Raw genomic sequence first — 17,494 nt, forward strand, 5'->3', positions numbered from 1 at the left:
TCGCGATGATGTCAAATAGCCAGCCAACATAAATCGCTTGCTCATGCAGGGCCATATTTCTGCAAATAGCTGATCACGGCTTTGGTTATACGCTGACACAGCAAGCGGCGATACGCTTGCGAACGCAAATTAACTTCATCCTTGCGGTTTGACAGAAACCCCATCTCGATAAGAACCGAGGGCATATCAGGCGCCTTTAGCACAGCAAAGCCTGCAAAGCGGTGGCCACGTCGGTCACCACCTCGCAGATCGCGTATCTGGCTCAGAATGTCGCTGGCGAAATATGTCGATTGATTCATCGATTCACGCTGGAACATCCGCAATAATTCACTGGCTGTTTCGGGATCTTCCACCCCCAGATCAGGCCCCCCGATTAGGTCTGCCTTATTTTCATTACGTGCAAGCGCGGCAGCTTCCTTATCCGACGCTGTTTCCGACAGGGTAAAGACTGATAACCCATGCGCTGATTTGTTAGCCGCCGAATCAGCATGAAGCGATATGAACAGGTCGGATTTTTTTGCCCGCGCCAGCCTGATGCGTTCGCGTAATTTCAAATAGCGGTCATCTTTGCGCGCCAGAATGGGTATCACGCGCCCTGTTGCCCGTAGCTGACGTGCCAATTCATGCGACGCCGCAAGCGTAATATCCTTTTCCTTGGTTCCAGCCAGCCCAATCGCGCCTGGATCCTTGCCACCATGACCAGCATCGATAAAAACAACCCATTTTTTGGGTGGGGTTTTGGGAACAGCCATCGAAATGCTACGTTCACCTTGCGCTTGTTGCGGATCGGTCTTGGGCTTGGCTTTGGGCACCATCACTGTTCTGGTAACGGGCACCGTATCGGCACCATTGGCGGATGATGCCTCCTTTTCAATCGCCTCGACTTCCACATTCGGACGTGCGGCAAGCGCCCGCGCCGCCAGCGTAAAAGCTGTCGTACCATTATCAATCATATCGATAACTAGCCGATGACCTCCAGCAGATGGCGGCAAGCGAAAAATACGTCGCGGCGCGGCGGGCGCGCTCAGTTCGATAACCAACCGACCGGTATCCGGCTTCGGATTGCCAAATCGGTATGACTTGGCAGGTGCTTTCGTCAGCTTTCCTATGCGTGGTAGATTTGAGGCCTGCCAGTCAGTCTGCTCAAGATCAACCACCAGCCGGAATGGCTGTTCCAACAACAGCATTGATGCCTTGGCTGGATTTTTGGTTTCGATAACAAGCCGCAACCCCTTGATGCCATCGATTGACACATCACCAAGTCGGATCGCCGTGATGTTATTATTCGCAGCCTGCGCTGGCGATGCCACCAATCCAACGCCAGCAAAAATGGTCACCAAAAACGATAGCAAAACAGGCAACACATAGCACAAACACCCCATTGACGCGCGCAAAGTCGCGCCAAACATCAAGCGAACAGGCAATAAAATCAGATGTAATGAACAGCTTAAAAGATCAAATCTCAGCATATATCCAAATGCCTTTCGCATCGAGAATCGTTACCCAGCATCATAATTTAGCCAATATATATGCTTTTCAGGTCAAAACAACATATCTCAATTAGCCTGTTACGCACCCTTAAAATGGCTTGCCATATTTGCCCTATTGGCAAAAACCGTATCACAGGTGTATAACCTAACTAGGTAAGCATCAATGTCGCACTTAGCGTCACGTGAAATGTACCAAAACAATGAATTTCCGCCACCGGTGGATGATTGGCGCAGTTATGCCAGAGCTTTTTCAAGCGTCCCGCGACTGAAACAGACCAATCAATTACCAACGGCGCTACGCCTAATAACATAAACTTCGGACTGCATCATGCTAGCACCAACAACATCAGAAAATTGTCATCGAGCCATTTGCTCGGATGTTGGGCTGTTTGAAGCTGATGAGAACAGTTTGAATCAACATTACCTGCCCTCAACATTCAGATTTTTGTCTCCCAGTGGGATATTAATGTCGAGCGCCGGGGAAAGACAAACGAATGACCAAACGCTTATTAATAGATGCACGACAAGCCGAAGAAACGCGGGTTGTGCTTCTAAGTGGAACACGCATTGAAGATTTTGACTATGAAACTGAAAACCGGAAACAACTAAAAGGCAATGTATATCTAGCACGTGTAACGCGGGTTGAACCGTCTTTGCAGGCGGCCTTTGTCGAATATGGCGGCAATCGTCAGGGTTTTCTTGCCTTTAGTGAAATCCATCCGGACTATTACCGCATCCCAATCGAAGATCGCGAAGCCTTGCTGGCGGCTGATCGCGCCGAAGCACAAGATGAGGATAACGAGAAAGACGCCGAAGACGGTCTGGAAACTGTTGGTGGCGGCGATGGTGACGAAGACGATATCCGTCCCGCGCGTAAAGTCCGCAAATATAAAATTCAGGAAGTCATTTCCCGCAAGCAAATCATGCTTGTTCAGGTTGTAAAGGAAGAACGCGGCAACAAAGGCGCGGCGCTGACCACTTATCTGTCGCTTGCAGGACGTTATTGCGTGCTTATGCCAAATAACAGCCGCGGTGGCGGTGTAAGCCGTAAAATCACCAATATCGCTGATCGCAAACGCCTAAAAACAGTCGTTGGTGGACTGGATATTCCCGATGGTATGGCGGTTATTGTGCGAACTGCTGGTTCCAAACGCACCAAAACCGAAATTGCCCGCGATTATGCCTATCTATCAAAATTATGGAATGACATCCGCGAACGCACGCTTGAATCACAAGCGCCTTGTATCATTCATGAAGAAGGCAATCTGATTAAACGCTCAATTCGCGATATATATACCAGCGAAGTCGAAGAAATCCTGGTTGAAGGCGAAGAGGCCTACAAAGCGGCGCGTAATCACATCAAGATGCTGATCCCAAGCCATGTGAAAAAGGTCAAGAAACACGAGGATAAAATCCCGTTATTTCAGCATTACAGTGTTGAAAGCCAGATGGACTCAATCCATAGCCCGCAAGTGACTTTGAAATCTGGTGGCTATCTTGTGATCAACCAGACCGAAGCATTGGTCGCTGTCGATGTCAATTCGGGGCGCTCAACACGCGAACGTAATATCGAAGAAACCGCACTTAAAACCAATCTGGAAGCGGCTGATGAACTAGCCCGCCAGTTACGTCTGCGCGATCTATCGGGTCTGATTGTTGTTGATTTCATCGATATGGAAGAAAATCGCAATCAACATGCAGTCGAACGTCGCATGAAAGATGCCATGCGCAATGATCGTGCGCGTATCCAGATCGGCTCTATCAGCCATTTTGGCCTGCTCGAAATGTCGCGCCAGCGTTTGCGTCTCAGCATCAATGAATCAACCAGCGATCTATGTCCACATTGTGAAGGTACTGGACGGGTGCGCTCAGTCGATACAGCCGCATTGCAAACATTGCGCTCGATTGAAGATGAAGCTCAGAAAGGCAAAATGGACGAAATGCACATAACTGTGCATCGGGACATTGCCCTGTATATCCTGAACCACAAACGTGATGCTTTGGCCGAGCTGGAAAGCCGCTACAACATTACTATCATGCTGTTATCGGACGACACGCTCATCTCGCCGGAATACCGGATCGAACGTGTTGGATGGCAAGGCAAAGCCCCGCAACAGCAAAACCGCCGCGCATCCAAATCAGGCAACAACAACAATAATAATAGTAATAATAACGCTCACACCGAAAGCAAAGACGCCAAAAACGACAATGCTGGCGGCACAGTGGACAAGTCAGATGAAGACGCACAGGCGACTGTCGAGGCTGGTGAGACCGATGCCGCGTCAGATGAAGATCAACCAAAGCGGCGGCGGCGTGGGCGTCGTGGTGGCAGACGTCGGCGCGGTCGGCGTGGCAATGAAAATGCCATTGCCGCAAATGATGATGGCACAAATATCGATAGTGACGGTCAGGCCATAGCATCGGATACTAGTTCCGAAAATGCAACATCTGCCGACGCCACTCATGACGCAGAGACTAAAGCCGACGAAACACCTGCCAAGAAAAGCCGCGGACGTGGACGTAAAGCCGCATCGGCAGTTATTGAAACAGCCTCAGCAGACAATGCCGAAGCGCAAATCAACGATAACGCTGATAATGCTAGCGATGACACCGAAGCTACCGTGAAACCCAAGCGTCCAGCGCGCAAAAAGGCGGCAGCAAAGGCAAAGGCTGATAATGGTACATCAGACCTGGATGACGCCCCAGATGACGCGCCTGCCAAGGCCGCACCGAAAAAAGCGGCGGCAAAAAAAGCAAGCAAGGCTGTCAAAAAAGCCAAGGTTGCTGATGCTGACACTGATAGCACAACCAAGGCTGCACCTAAGAAAAAGGCACGCAAAGCCGCATCCAAGAAAAGCACGACCAAAGCCAGCGCCCCCGTTGAAACAGCTACGCCAATAAATAATGGCGCAGACAATGATAGCGCCACCGTCGATGCGCGGGCACCGATCAGCTCAGCCCCACAAGATGTGGTCGATGTTGATGGTGACAAACCAGCTGGCAAAACCCGCCGTGGCTGGTGGTCACGCGGTTAAACTGGACGAACAGCTACCAAACGCCGCTGGCTTATGCTGGCGGCGTTTTATTTTAAACACAATGCCATTAAGCGCTTTTGGCCAGTCGCGGAATCCAGTCATTGATCCGCTGACAGGCGTCGCGGATATCATCTGTATTACCTGCATAGGATAGACGCAGAAATTTTTGTCCTTCCTCAGGATCAAAATCAACACCGGCTGTACAAGCAACGCCTGTGTCTTCAAGCAGACGATTGGCAAACGCAATCGAGTCGGACGTCAACGCGCTGATATCGGCATAAAGATAGAATGCCCCATCTGATGGGGCGGCATTACCCAGAAATTCAGGGGGAAGATTCCGCAGAAGAATATCGCGGTTTTCCTGATAACGTTCAATATGTCCATTAAGTTCATCATAGCAATCAAACGCCGCCACCGCGCCATGCTGATTCAGCGTTGTTGCCGAAATATACAAATTCTGGGCAAGCCGCTCGGCTGTTTCACGTAAATCTTCAGGTAGAATCATCCACCCCAGACGCCAGCCTGTCATGCAGAAATATTTGGAAAAAGAATTGATGATGATCGCGTCTTTATTATGCACAAATGCCGACGTGCTTGGTCCTTTGAAAGATAACCCATGATAAATCTCGTCCATGATCAGACGCACCTGATGCTTGTCGCACCATGCGCAGACCGCTTTTATTTCAGCATCGCTCATCACCACGCCTGTCGGATTGGCTGGACTGGCCAATAGCAACCCATCAGGCAAATCACCTGAAGTGGCAAGCGCGTCAAGATCGGCAATCCAGTTCTGTGCCGCCCGTGCGGGTAGTGAAACAGGCTCAAGGCCAAGTGACACCATGATATTGCGATAAGCGGGATAGCCTGGCGTTGTGATGGCAATCTTGTCACCTCGATCAAACGCTGACAGAAACGCAATGACAAACCCCATTGATGATCCGGGCGTCACCGCAATATTATGCCAGTCAGGACGCGCACCATACCAATCCTGATAATGTGCGGCGATACGTTGGCGCAGACCAGTCTGACCAAAGGCAACCGAATATCCATGCGCCGAAGTTGTCGATAAAGATTCTGTCAGCGCCCTACAGACCGCTTGGGGTGCTGGCGTTGAGGGTTGCCCCACTTCCAGATGAAGCACATCATGGCCTGCGGCTTCCATAGTTTGGGTGCGCTGCATCATGGACATGGCCAGAAACGGAGGAAGCTGGTTGCTAGTGGTTGATTTGAGTGTCATTGATTTTCTTTATATATATCATTTTAAGCAATTAAAATTAATATTATTTGATATTTAAGACATAAAATTGTGTTTGGGGTGCTATATTTAGACCTAAATGATTTATTATGCAAACTTTAAGCCAATTTTTAGATATGATTATTTTTGCCACATATGTTGTTAATAATGCTTTTAAACCTTGATCGGCTTAATACTGTATCATTATTTTACAAACCAGCATTGACAGCAGGATTCGACAGGCACCCATTCATGCAACGCGCAGCTTCTTTCATAGTGGCCAGTTTCACCGTAATGCGGCCGATTGCGACCAAAACAACAGCCATTTTTGTGGCTATGACTTTTGGCCTCATCGCCAGCCTTAGCTCTGCTAATGCCAGCCTGATCCGTGACACCGAACTTGAAGTGGGCTTGGAAGAGATCATAAGCCCCCTTGCCAAAGCGGCTGGTTTTGGCACTAACGAAATCAAAGTGCGCGTTGTCATTGCTCCTGAATATAATGCTTTTGTTGCAGGAGGGCGCACGGTTTACGTCAATTCGGGGCTCATACTCAAAGCCAAAAGTCCGGACGAGGTTATTGGCGTTTTGGCGCATGAGCTTGGTCACATAGTTGCAGGCCACGTTCCGCGTCGCGGTGAAGCGGTGGCTGATGCAAAGGCGGCGTCGGCACTGGCGGCATTAGCGGCGATTGCGCTGGCGGCGGGCACTGGATCAAGTGATGCCGCAGTTGGCGTGATGATTGGTGGTCAGGATCGGGCGCAACGTAATTTGCTGGCATCCGTGCGCCGTGATGAATCGGTTGCTGATGAACTGGGGCTAAAGATTCTTGATGATGCTGGGTTTTCGGCATTGGGGCTACGCGACATGATGCAGCGCATGGCAAGCCAGCGTGCCTTACCCGAAAGTCGTCAATCATCCTATTATTCAACGCATCCGGGCGCCGAAACACGGCTTACCACCTATCAAGATCATATCAATCAATCTGCGGCCAGCGATAATGTTTTGCCAATCCGAACAAACCGCCTGATGGCACGCATGGCGGCCAAAATGCGCGCTTGGACTGAGAATCCGCAAGATGTCTTGCGGTTTCAGGAACCCGATCCGGTCAACACAATTTATGGCCATGCGATTGCATCATATCGGCGTGGTGATCTTGGCATGGCCTTAACCCATATTGACCAGCTTCTTGCAGGCGCGCCAGATGATGCTTTTTTTCATGAATTTCGGGGCGACATATTATTGTCGATGGGGCGTGCCAGTGATGCTGCCAGTGCCTATGAAACAGCTGTATCAGCGCGTCCCGACAGCCCACAAATTCTGCTGAATCTGGGCCGTGCGCTGATTGCCACAAATCAGAAAAACCGGCTTGACCGCGCTATTGAAGTAATTGAAATAGCCGCTACATTTGAACCTGAATGGGCTTTTGTTCGCCGCCAGCTTGCCATTGCCTATGGCCGGTCAGGGCACATTTCCTATGCTGATATGAGTCTTGCTGACGAAGCTTTGCTGGTCGGTGACAATGCCCGCGCGGTGCATTTGTCAAAGCGGGTTCTGGCACGCACCGATCTCGACGACATCGTCAGAAACCGCGCCAATGATATTTTATTCCGCTATGGCACGAAAGACCCATGATCGCTGTTCAAACACCCGCTTGCTTGCTATAAGCAGACATTAACAGCAACCAAACCACATACTAAAACCACTTGATTGCGTGCAGGAGTCTTGAATGTTCAAAATCTATCAGCTTGTGATGCTGCTTGTCATCTCGATGACAGCTACGGTTTTGACAGCCGGACATGCCCCCTCTGCTAGCGCCGATGTAAAGGACAGCGATAAAGCGGCCTTTGAAGCTATCATCAGGGACTATATCACTGCGAATCCGGAACTGTTGCGCGATGCGTTGATGGATCTGGCCAAACGCGAAGATCAGGCGCGCCAGGCAATGGCCATGCAAATTCTTTTTGATGATGCGGGTGATCCGGTCATGGGCAACCCCGATGGCGGACTCGTGATTTACGAATTTTCCGATTATAATTGCGGTTATTGCAAACGCGTTTTTGAACCGATTCAGCAGGTTTTGCGCGACGATAGTGATATCCGTTTTGTGATCAAAGAATTCCCGATTCTCAGCCAGTCGTCACTGGTCGCCGCACAGGCTGGGATTGCTGCCGAAAAACAGGGGAAATTTATCGATTTTCATATCAATATGATGACCTATCGCGGCAAAATCACCACCCAAAGCATTATCGACGCCGCCACCGAGGCAGCTATCGATATTGACCAGCTCAAAACAGACATGCAAAGCCCTTACGTTGAAAATATCATCGCACGGACACGGCAAGCCGCCGAAGCGTTGCAACTAACCGGAACCCCTGCATTGGTCATTGGTGACACAATTGTGCGCGGCGCGGTTGATATTGACGAATTCCGGCGTTTAATCGCTGTTGAACGTGCCAAACAAGGCTAAACGCCATAACATGCCCCCAAAAGATCACCAAAAATGATACCGCAAAACCGAAATCAGACCCCCCCGCACCCTCGGCCAGAGCAGATTTTGTTCTAGGGCTTTCCCAATTGGCTCATTTAAGTGTATTGTGACGCTCATGACGAAATCGAAACACATTTTGGTCCTGAATGGCCCTAACATAAATATGCTTGGCACGCGTGAACCTGATATTTACGGGCATGTGACGATGGCTGATATTGTGGCAGGATGCGCTGAACGATGTGCCAAAGCTGGCATGAGCATGGATAGCTTTCATTCAAATTGCGAAGGCGAGCTGATAACCAAAATTCAGAATGCATCCGGAAACTATGACTGGATCGTCATCAATGCGGCTGGTCTGACACATACATCAGTTGCCTTGCGTGACGCGCTGGCGCTATTTGATGGCGACGTGATTGAGGTGCATGTTTCAAACGTCCATGCGCGTGAATCTTTTCGGCATGTGTCTCTAATTTCCGCCATTGCAAAAGGTGTTGTTGCCGGTTTTGGCGCACAATCTTATTACATGGCTATTAATTTTATCGCTGATACGCTTACGGAGAGCTAAAATGGCATCTGCACCAAAATCAACATCGTCCAAATCCGAAACCAAACTGGTCAAGGAACTGGCTGACATTCTGGATGCGTCTGGACTTGCGGAAATCGAATATGAAACCGAGGCCGTGTCGATTCGCCTGTCACGTGTAACGGGGGTAATGCCTGTCACTTCGGTTGCGCCGCCTGTATCTGCGCCTGTTGCACCTGCCGCAACACCTGCCGCCGAAGCGCCAGCACCCGCCAATCTCGCCAGCCATCCTGGCGCTGTCACATCACCCATGGTTGGCACTGTCTATACCTCGCCAGAACCTGATGCCCCTGCCTTTATTTCCGAAGGTGACACGGTAAAAGCTGGCCAAACATTATTCATTGTCGAAGCGATGAAAGTGATGAATCCGATCACCGCGCCAAAAGCAGGCAAAATTTCCACTATCCTTGTGCAAAACGCCCAGCCAGTCGAATTTGGTGAAGCGCTAGTTATTGTTGAATAAGCATCATGTTCAAAAAAATTCTTATTACCAATCGCGGTGACGTTGCTTTGCGGGTACTTCGTGCGTGCAAGGAAATGAAGATTCCCAGTGTTATTGTCCATTCAACTGCCGATGCCGATTCAATGCCTGTTCGGCTAGCTGATGAATCGGTCTGTATCGGCCCGCCAAGCAGTGCTGATTCCTATCTGAATATTCCGGCCATTCTCTCGGCAGCGGCTATTACTGGTGCTGATGCTGTTCATCCGGGCGTTGGCTTTCTATCTGAAAATGCAGATTTTGCCGAGATTGTAGCTGCACATGATCTAACCTTTATCGGTCCTGAGCCGCACCATATCCGCGCAATGGGTGACAAGGTCGAAGCCAAGATTACTGCCCAAGCGGCTGGTTTGCCCTTGGTGCCGGGGTCTCCGGGTGCCGTGCATACAATTGACGAGGCCCGCAAGGTCGCTGCCGATGTAGGCTATCCACTTTTGGTCAAAGCCGCGTCTGGTGGTGGTGGCCGTGGCATGAAAGTTGCCGAAACCGCTGACAACCTTGCCGAAGCCTTCAGTGCCGCCCGAGCCGAAGCCAAAGCTGCCTTTGGTGACGACACCGTTTATCTGGAACGCTATCTAGGCCTGCCACGCCATATCGAGGTTCAGGTCATTGCCGACGCACATGGTAATGTGGTGCATCTTGGTGAACGCGAATGTTCGATTCAGCGCCGACATCAAAAATTATTTGAAGAAGCGCCTTCACCTGCGCTCACCGCCAAAGAGCGCGATCAGATAGGTACAGTTGCCGCCGAGGCAACCCGCAAGCTTGGCTATCTTGGCGTCGGCACCATGGAATTTCTTTATGAAAATGGAGAATTTTTCTTTATCGAGATGAATACACGCTTGCAGGTCGAACATCCGATCACCGAAGCGATCACGGGCATTGATCTGGTGCGCGAACAAATCCGCATTGCGGCTGGCATGCATCTATCCTTTACCCAAAAGGATGTAACATTCACTGGTCATGCGATCGAATGTCGTATCAACGCCGAACATCCCGAAACCTTTATGCCGACACCTGGCAAAGTCACCGCCTTTCATGCCGCTGGCGGTCCTGGCGTGCGTGTCGATTCCTGTCTTTATTCGGGCTATTCGGTACCACCTTATTATGACAGCCTGATTGCCAAGCTGATCGTATATGGTGATGATCGCGACCATTGTCTTGCCCGCTTAAAACGCGCTTTGCAGGAATTTATTGTCGAACCAATTCCGACAACCTTGCCGCTTCACATGCGTCTTGTTGACGCCGAAGGCATCAAAGACGGAAGCTATAATATCCGCTGGCTGGAAGAAGTCTTTCTGGCTGACTAGCTTCGCGTTATATGGGACTTTGTTCGGGGAATAGCCGGATGTCGCAGACCTATGCTTTTGCACCGGAAACATTGATCAAGGCGTATGCGCTTGGTGTCTTTCCTATGGCCGACGCGCATGACAGTGATGACATACGATTTTACGACCCTGAAACCCGCGCGCTGATTCCGCTTGATAACGCCATCGGCAACGGCATTCATATACCGCGTCGCCTGAAACGTACGGTCCGAAAGCAACCTTTCAAAGTCACTATCGATCACGATTTTCCTGCTGTCATCAGCGGGTGCGCTGAACTGGCCAATAATCGCACCGACACATGGATTAACAAGGATATTCAGACTCTTTATATTGCCCTGCATAAAATGGGCTTTGCACATTCGATTGAGGTCTGGGACAAAGACAGGCTTGTTGGCGGCCTTTATGGCGTGGCCTTGCGCGCGGCATTTTTTGGCGAATCAATGTTTTCACGTGCAACCGATGCCTCAAAAATAGCACTAGTGCATCTCATAGCTAGGTTAAAGGCAGGTGGCTTTCAATTACTAGATGCGCAATTCACCAACCCGCATCTGATACAATTCGGCATTACCGAAATTTCGCGTGACATATTTCAACAGAAACTAGAAAAAGCCATGCAGGCATCAGCCGATCTTGGGCTTGGCATCACGTCAGACGAAATAACAATGCGGTTTCTGGACACCCTTCCCAAGCCGACAGATAGCTAGCTTATTTGGCTAGGCATGACAGCAAGGTGATGTCATATACGGGATGTTCCATTGCCGATACCGCAGGGCTAGAGGAAAACATCCAACCGGTAAATACTGGTTTCGGTTCTGCTGACAGATCATGTCCACGATCAAGAATCGACAGAAAAGCAACATTTTCAGGGGGTTCTTCTGGTGGCCGGAAAGCACAGCGATTGACTGTAAATTCCAGCGTCCCAAAGCGCAAAGGCACATCTATAGGCGTCGTCAGAGTTGTGATACGGGCGGTGATTTTATCCAGTCCTTGCAGAACAACCTTTTTGCCATCTATCCAGTCAGCCGCAACAGGCATGACATAACTGGCATACAGCGCCATTGCCACAACCAAAAGTTTGGCTTTTCGCATTTTTAGACACCGCGGCGCGGCGCTAGTTCGTGCCACCATCTGCCCCTGCGAAAACAGCTTTGCCCAGAAGATCGGTAAGACTCACAGGATCGCGTGTGTCATAAATAACAGCGCCTGGCGCCAGCATGTCTTCGTCGGCACCTGGCATAAGCTCTAGGTAATTACCGCCAAGCAATGACGCCGCCGTAATCCGTGCGGAACTGTCAGCTGGGATCGTAATATCTGGATTAATTGCCATAGCGATGCGCGCGCTGTAGGTATCCGGATCAAGCGTCTGGGACGTTATACGGCCAATCTTGATGCCCGAAATACGCACATCATCACCAACCGACAGCCCACCAGTCGCTCCAAATTCGGCCTGAATTTCATATCCGTTGGTGCCCTGAATGTCAGCTGCTTCATAAGCAAGTGTGACAAAGCCTGCGGCCGCAAAAAGCACCACAGCCCCCATAATCATCTCAAGTGTATTGCGCTGCATTTACCATCTCCCTGCTTTATTAGGGCTCCCTGCTTAATAAGGGTTATCCATCAGCAACGACACATCAAATGCGCCATTTTCATTGCAAGTCAGCATTATCAAACAGGCGTCCATGGTTCATAATCACCAGTCGCAGCCTGACGTTTGCCACTTTTCAGCACATGACCTTCAGGGCGATGCGCAAATTTCGTACCTGTCAAATTTGGCAGATGATCGGCTTGCCAGTCATGACGTTTATAACCTCCACTTGGTGGCGGGCTATCTTCGGTATGATGCAACCAGCCATGCCAATCGGCAGGTACCTTTGACGCCTCCGGCATTCCACTATAGCGAACGTAACGACGTGGCGGCTTACCTCGCCTAGCTTTACGCTCTTCAAAATAACGGTTGCCATGTTCATCACCACCAACTTCGCGGGCGGTAAGCTTCAGCATCATTAAGGTTACAATATCCATAAGTACGTTTCCTCTATTCGTCGGCTGAATATAGTCCAGAAGTTACTTCGGCGTCCATAGGTGTGCCGACACAGGCGGATATATATTTTTCGATTGGTGGCATTTTTTTGCCAAAACAAACTTTGACAAAGCAAAAACACAAAAAATATTTAGAAAATAAAACGATCACCAGCCATACGCGCCTAATACAGCAAAAAAGCAAAACTCTATGTCTCTCATATAGTTGTGATGAATCATTGAATCAAATGTTTAAAACCTATCGGGGAGTCACACAAAAAAAATGCCTTCAGAAGAGCTTTTTTGGCATTTATCTATTTACCATGTTGGCCTACATAATGTAGTTTAATAGCTCAATGGCCGCTACATGTAGTAGGTAAGTGCAAAATTATTACGATGATTTCATAACATAAAGAAATCACAAGAAAAATTGCCATCGCGCATCAACCTAAACCCATCAGAGGACTTTTCATGCATTTTGAAAGACGATTCACACAGGACGGAACGAACCCATATGACAATTTATCTTTTCGGTTCGCCACCAGTGAAATTCGTAATCCAGACGGGACAATTGTGTTTCGGGCTGAGAAGGTTGAGATTCCAGAACAATTTTCACAAGTTGCTACCGATATTCTAGCCCAGAAATATTTTCGTAAGGCTGGTGTCCCTGCTGCCCTAAAGCGCGTTGAAGAAAGTGCTGTACCGTCATGGCTGTGGCGTTCGGTTCCTGATGAAGCTGCCTTAGCAAAATTACCCGAAGACGGGCGTTTCACAGGTGAGACATCTGCCAAGCAGGTATTTGATCGTCTGGCTGGCACATGGACTTATTGGGGCTGGAAAGGTGGTTATTTCACTACTGAACAGGATGCACAGGTCTATTTTGACGAGATGCGTTTTATGCTGGCCAATCAGATGGCGGCACCAAACTCACCACAATGGTTCAATACCGGTATGCATTGGGCTTATGGCATCGATGGCCCAAGCCAGGGGCATCACTATGTTGATTTTGAAACTGGCAAACTCACACGCTCGGCAAGCGCTTATGAGCACCCACAGCCCCATGCCTGCTTCATTCAGTCCGTCAGTGACGATCTGGTCAATGATGGCGGCATCATGGATTTGTGGGTGCGCGAAGCCCGATTGTTTAAATATGGTTCAGGCACAGGATCAAATTTCAGCCGCCTTCGTGGTTCGGGTGAAAATCTGTCCGGTGGTGGCAAATCTTCTGGCCTGATGAGCTTTTTGCGCATTGGTGACCGGGCGGCAGGCGCTATCAAGTCTGGCGGCACGACCCGCCGCGCCGCAAAAATGGTGACTGTTGATATCGACCATCCGGACATTGAAGAATATGTCGATTGGAAGGTTGTTGAAGAACAAAAGGTTGCCGCGCTTGTTGCTGGTTCGAAGCTGGCGCAAAAACACATGGGCGAAGTCATGGCAGCCTGCCAGATTACCGATGGGCTGGATGATGACGAGCGCTTTGACCCAAAGATCAATAAAGTTCTGCGCAAGGCAATCATCTCAGCGCGCAAATCGATGATTCCGGAAAATTATGTCCAGCGCGTGATTCAGTTCGCTCAGCAAGGCTATACCGAAATCGAATTCAAAACCTATGACACAGACTGGGATTCAGAAGCCTATCTGACTGTCGCTGGTCAGAATTCAAACAACTCGGTGCGGGTCAGCAATGACTATCTTCAGGCTGTGCTTGACGATGGTGATTGGAATTTGATCAAACGCCGCGATGATGGTGTTGCAAAAACCATAAAGGCCAAAGATCTATGGGGAAAAATTGCCCATGCAGCGTGGGCTTGTGCTGATCCGGGCTTGCAATATGACACCACCATCAATGACTGGCATACCTGTCCCGAAGGTGGTCGCATCAACGCATCAAATCCATGCTCGGAATATATGTTCCTTGATGACACTGCCTGTAACTTGGCGTCATTGAACCTGATGCAATTCCGCAAGAAAGACGGCACATTCGACATCGACATGTTTGAACATGGTTGTCGTTTCTGGACGCTCACTTTGGAAATTTCGGTATTAATGGCGCAGTTCCCGTCAAAGGAAATTGCCCAGCTATCCTATGAATATCGGACATTGGGTCTGGGCTTTGCCAATATTGGTGGTTTGCTGATGGCGCAAGGTCATTCATATGACAGTGATGAAGGTCGTGCGATCTGCGGTGCTATTTCGGCGATCATGACCGGCATATCCTATGCCACATCTGCTGAAATCGCGGCTGAGGTTGGCGCCTTCCCGCAATATAAGAAAAACGCCAAACATATGCTGCGGGTGATGAAAAATCATCGTCTGGCCGCGCATAGCAAAACATCTGGCTATAAGGGTCTGGCGATTCTACCAGTGCCGCTTGACGCAGACTCATGTCCTGACCAGAATCTGGTCACCGCCGCAAAGGCAGCGTGGGACAAGGCTGTTGATCTGGGCACAAAGCATGGTTATCGCAACGCGCAGGCCACCGTTATCGCCCCGACAGGCACCATTGGTTTGGTCATGGATTGCGATACCACGGGCATCGAGCCGGATTTTGCGATCGTAAAATTCAAAAAGCTGGCGGGCGGTGGTTATTTCAAAATCATCAACCGTGTTGTGCCTGAGGCCTTGGCCAAGCTTGGTTATGACAAGGATCAGGTCAAAGACATTATCAATTACGCCGTTGGTGCGGGGTCATTGAAAAACTGCCAGTCGATTTCGGTCAGCGCGCTTAAAGACAAAGGTTTTGGCGATGCCGAGCTGGCAAAAATCGAAGCCGCGATGGAAAGCGCCTTTGACGTGAAATTCGTCTTTAACCGCTTTACCCTTGGCGATGCTTTCTGCAAAGACACGCTGGGCTTTTCTGATGCACAGCTGAATGACTTTGAATTCAACATGCTTGAGTCGCTTGGGTTTGACAAAGACGCTGTCGAAGCTGCCAATATACATGTCTGCGGATCCATGACACTCGAAGGCGCACCACACCTCAAAGACGAGCATCTGCCTATCTTTGATTGTGCCAATGTCTGTGGCCGGATTGGCAAGCGTTTCTTGTCCGTTGACAGCCACATCACCATGATGGCTGCATCCCAGCCCTTCATTTCGGGTGCCATTTCGAAAACCATCAATATGCCAAATGCGGCCACGGTTGAAGAATGCGGCGCGGCCTATATGCTGTCTTGGCGTCTTGGCCTGAAAGCCAATGCCCTTTACCGTGACGGATCAAAGCTCAGCCAGCCTTTATCATCTGGCCTTGTCGAAGACATTGAAGATGATGATGATGAAGCTGTTGCCGCCCTTGCAACACCGATGGCCGCAGCCGCGCCACAAGTGATCGAGAAAGTGGTCGAGCGCATTGTTCGCGCTGAACGTGATCGTCTGCCTGATCGCCGCAAAGGCTACACCCAGAAAGCCAGCGTTGGCGGGCACAAAGTCTATTTGCGGACAGGTGAATATGAAAATGGCCGGATCGGCGAAGTCTTTATCGATATGCACAAAGAAGGCGCTGCCTTCCGCTCATTGATGAATAACTTTGCTATCGCGGTTTCAATTGGCCTGCAATATGGTGTCCCGCTTGAAGAATTCGTCGAAGCCTTTACCTTCACCCGTTTTGAACCACAAGGTATAGTCACCGGTAATGATGCGATCAAGATGTCAACGTCGATTCTTGATTACACCTTCCGCGAGCTAGCGATTTCATATCTTGATCGGCACGATCTCGGGCATGTGAATCGCGAAGATCTTGACGTAACCACAACCGGAAGCGGCGAAAACCAATCCGAGCTTGTAAACAAGGCCACCAGCCGTGGCTTTATCCGCAAACAGGGTCTGGTTGTTTATTCAAATAATGGCGCGGCGGCTATCGCTGAATCGGTTAATGAACCTGTCTCAGAAACCGCCAGCATCACAACTATGCGAACCTCCGAAGCACCGGCGGCCAGCACCCAATCAGGCACCGTGACCAGCGATGGCAAGGGATCAAATGTTGCTATTGAACGCGTTCAGCAAGCCCGTATTCAAGGGTATGAAGGTGAAGCCTGTCCTGAATGTCAGAACTTCACCCTTGTTCGCAATGGCACCTGCCTGAAATGTAATACCTGTGGTGGCACCACGGGATGTAGTTAGTCTCTCCCTGCAGAGCAACCTGCAGAACTGGCCTCATACCTCCGGGTATGAGGCTTTTTTCTGATCTGATTTAGGGCAGAACAGGCACCAGAATGGCTTGTCCTTAGCCAATGTTTATGCGACGTTCGACATATAAATTATATCAGCCTCATCGAAAATAAGGGAACTTGAAATCATGGCAAGCAAGGTCGAAACACGTTTGAACGAAATGGGAATAACAATTCCCGATGCACCGGCACCGGCGGCAAATTATGTCCCCTTTGTGGTAACTGGCAATCTGGTTTTCGTGTCTGGTCAGGTGCCTTTTGTTGATGGCAAACTGACAGCCACCGGCACTGTTGGAAAGAATGCCACCCCCGAAGATGCGATTGAACAGGCGCGTATTTGTGCAATCAATCTGATTGCCCAGGTTAAAGTTGCCTGTGGCGGTGATCTGGATCGCGTCACACGCGTGGTCAAACTTGGTGCCTTTGTGGCCTCGGCTGATGATTTCAACGGCCAGCCTGCCATCGTGAATGGCGCATCAGATCTGATGGTCGAAGCCTTTGGCGATGCTGGACGTCATGCACGTTTCGCGGTTGGCACAAATGCCCTGCCGCTGAACTGCCTTGTCGAAATTGATGGCGTTTTTGAGATTGCATAGCATCATCCGACCGAAGGTCGATAGATGATCGCGGTATCAAGCATCATCCGACC

14 protein-coding genes are annotated in these 17,494 nt (G+C 49.8%); 9 read left to right on the plus strand and 5 right to left on the minus strand.

The window, feature by feature from the left end:
- Nucleotides 1-41: 41 nt before the first annotated feature.
- Nucleotides 42-1,469 carry an N-acetylmuramoyl-L-alanine amidase gene (locus ABNT28_RS02450; protein ID WP_332924206.1) on the minus strand — a complete coding sequence of 476 codons (1,428 nt, stop codon included), beginning with the start codon at nt 1,467-1,469 and terminating at the stop codon, nt 42-44.
- Nucleotides 1,470-1,984: 515 nt separating this feature from the next.
- On the opposite strand from ABNT28_RS02450, the gene ABNT28_RS02455 reads away from it, so the two are divergent.
- A complete protein-coding gene (locus ABNT28_RS02455) occupies nt 1,985-4,525 on the plus strand; it encodes a ribonuclease E/G (protein ID WP_332924205.1) in 2,541 nt (846 codons plus the stop codon).
- Between the two features lie 67 nt (nt 4,526-4,592).
- Here the strand turns inward: ABNT28_RS02455 and ABNT28_RS02460 are convergent, their stop codons facing one another.
- Nucleotides 4,593-5,762, minus strand: a complete 1,170-nt coding sequence (locus tag ABNT28_RS02460) for an aminotransferase class I/II-fold pyridoxal phosphate-dependent enzyme (protein WP_332924204.1) — start codon at nt 5,760-5,762, stop codon at nt 4,593-4,595.
- 249 nt (nt 5,763-6,011) lie between these two features.
- Here ABNT28_RS02460 and ABNT28_RS02465 point away from each other — a divergent pair, with 249 nt between their 5' ends.
- The 6 genes from ABNT28_RS02465 to aat all read left to right on the plus strand — a co-directional run bounded on the left by ABNT28_RS02465 (nt 6,012) and on the right by aat (nt 11,361).
- Nucleotides 6,012-7,391 carry a M48 family metalloprotease gene (locus tag ABNT28_RS02465; protein WP_332924203.1) on the plus strand — a complete coding sequence of 460 codons (1,380 nt, stop codon included), beginning with the start codon at nt 6,012-6,014 and terminating at the stop codon, nt 7,389-7,391.
- 94 nt (nt 7,392-7,485) lie between these two features.
- Nucleotides 7,486-8,226 carry a DsbA family protein gene (locus ABNT28_RS02470; RefSeq protein ID WP_332924202.1) on the plus strand — a complete coding sequence of 247 codons (741 nt, stop codon included), beginning with the start codon at nt 7,486-7,488 and terminating at the stop codon, nt 8,224-8,226.
- Nucleotides 8,227-8,362: 136 nt separating this feature from the next.
- Nucleotides 8,363-8,812, plus strand: a complete 450-nt coding sequence (aroQ, locus tag ABNT28_RS02475) for a type II 3-dehydroquinate dehydratase (protein WP_332924201.1) — start codon at nt 8,363-8,365, stop codon at nt 8,810-8,812.
- A 1-nt stretch (nt 8,813) separates the two neighbouring features.
- Nucleotides 8,814-9,293, plus strand: coding sequence for an acetyl-CoA carboxylase biotin carboxyl carrier protein (gene accB / locus ABNT28_RS02480; RefSeq protein ID WP_332924200.1), 480 nt, complete (start codon nt 8,814-8,816; stop codon nt 9,291-9,293).
- 5 nt (nt 9,294-9,298) lie between these two features.
- Nucleotides 9,299-10,639, plus strand: a complete 1,341-nt coding sequence (accC, locus tag ABNT28_RS02485; RefSeq protein WP_332924199.1) for an acetyl-CoA carboxylase biotin carboxylase subunit — start codon at nt 9,299-9,301, stop codon at nt 10,637-10,639.
- 38 nt (nt 10,640-10,677) lie between these two features.
- On the plus strand, nt 10,678-11,361 hold the full coding sequence (aat, locus tag ABNT28_RS02490) for a leucyl/phenylalanyl-tRNA--protein transferase (protein ID WP_332924198.1): 684 nt from the start codon (nt 10,678-10,680) through the stop codon (nt 11,359-11,361).
- A 1-nt stretch (nt 11,362) separates the two neighbouring features.
- Here the strand turns inward: aat and ABNT28_RS02495 are convergent, their stop codons facing one another.
- From ABNT28_RS02495 to ABNT28_RS02505, 3 genes are all read right to left on the minus strand, one after another.
- Nucleotides 11,363-11,746, minus strand: a complete 384-nt coding sequence (locus ABNT28_RS02495) for a DUF2155 domain-containing protein (RefSeq protein WP_332924197.1) — start codon at nt 11,744-11,746, stop codon at nt 11,363-11,365.
- A gap of 22 nt (nt 11,747-11,768) precedes the next feature.
- Nucleotides 11,769-12,224 (minus strand): outer membrane lipid asymmetry maintenance protein MlaD, encoded by a 456-nt coding sequence (mlaD, locus tag ABNT28_RS02500; RefSeq protein WP_332924196.1) that lies wholly within the window; start codon nt 12,222-12,224, stop codon nt 11,769-11,771.
- Between the two features lie 98 nt (nt 12,225-12,322).
- Nucleotides 12,323-12,679, minus strand: a complete 357-nt coding sequence (locus ABNT28_RS02505) for an NADH:ubiquinone oxidoreductase subunit NDUFA12 (RefSeq protein WP_348720960.1) — start codon at nt 12,677-12,679, stop codon at nt 12,323-12,325.
- Between the two features lie 468 nt (nt 12,680-13,147).
- Between ABNT28_RS02505 and ABNT28_RS02510 the strand changes: the two genes are divergently transcribed.
- Nucleotides 13,148-16,798, plus strand: a complete 3,651-nt coding sequence (locus tag ABNT28_RS02510) for a vitamin B12-dependent ribonucleotide reductase (protein WP_348720961.1) — start codon at nt 13,148-13,150, stop codon at nt 16,796-16,798.
- A gap of 175 nt (nt 16,799-16,973) precedes the next feature.
- Nucleotides 16,974-17,441, plus strand: coding sequence for a RidA family protein (locus ABNT28_RS02515; protein ID WP_332923402.1), 468 nt, complete (start codon nt 16,974-16,976; stop codon nt 17,439-17,441).
- The last annotated feature ends 53 nt before the right edge of the window (nt 17,442-17,494 follow it).

The organism is uncultured Candidatus Puniceispirillum sp. (assembly GCF_963979125.1).
In the GTDB taxonomy this organism is placed as follows: Bacteria; Pseudomonadota; Alphaproteobacteria; order Puniceispirillales; family Puniceispirillaceae; genus Puniceispirillum.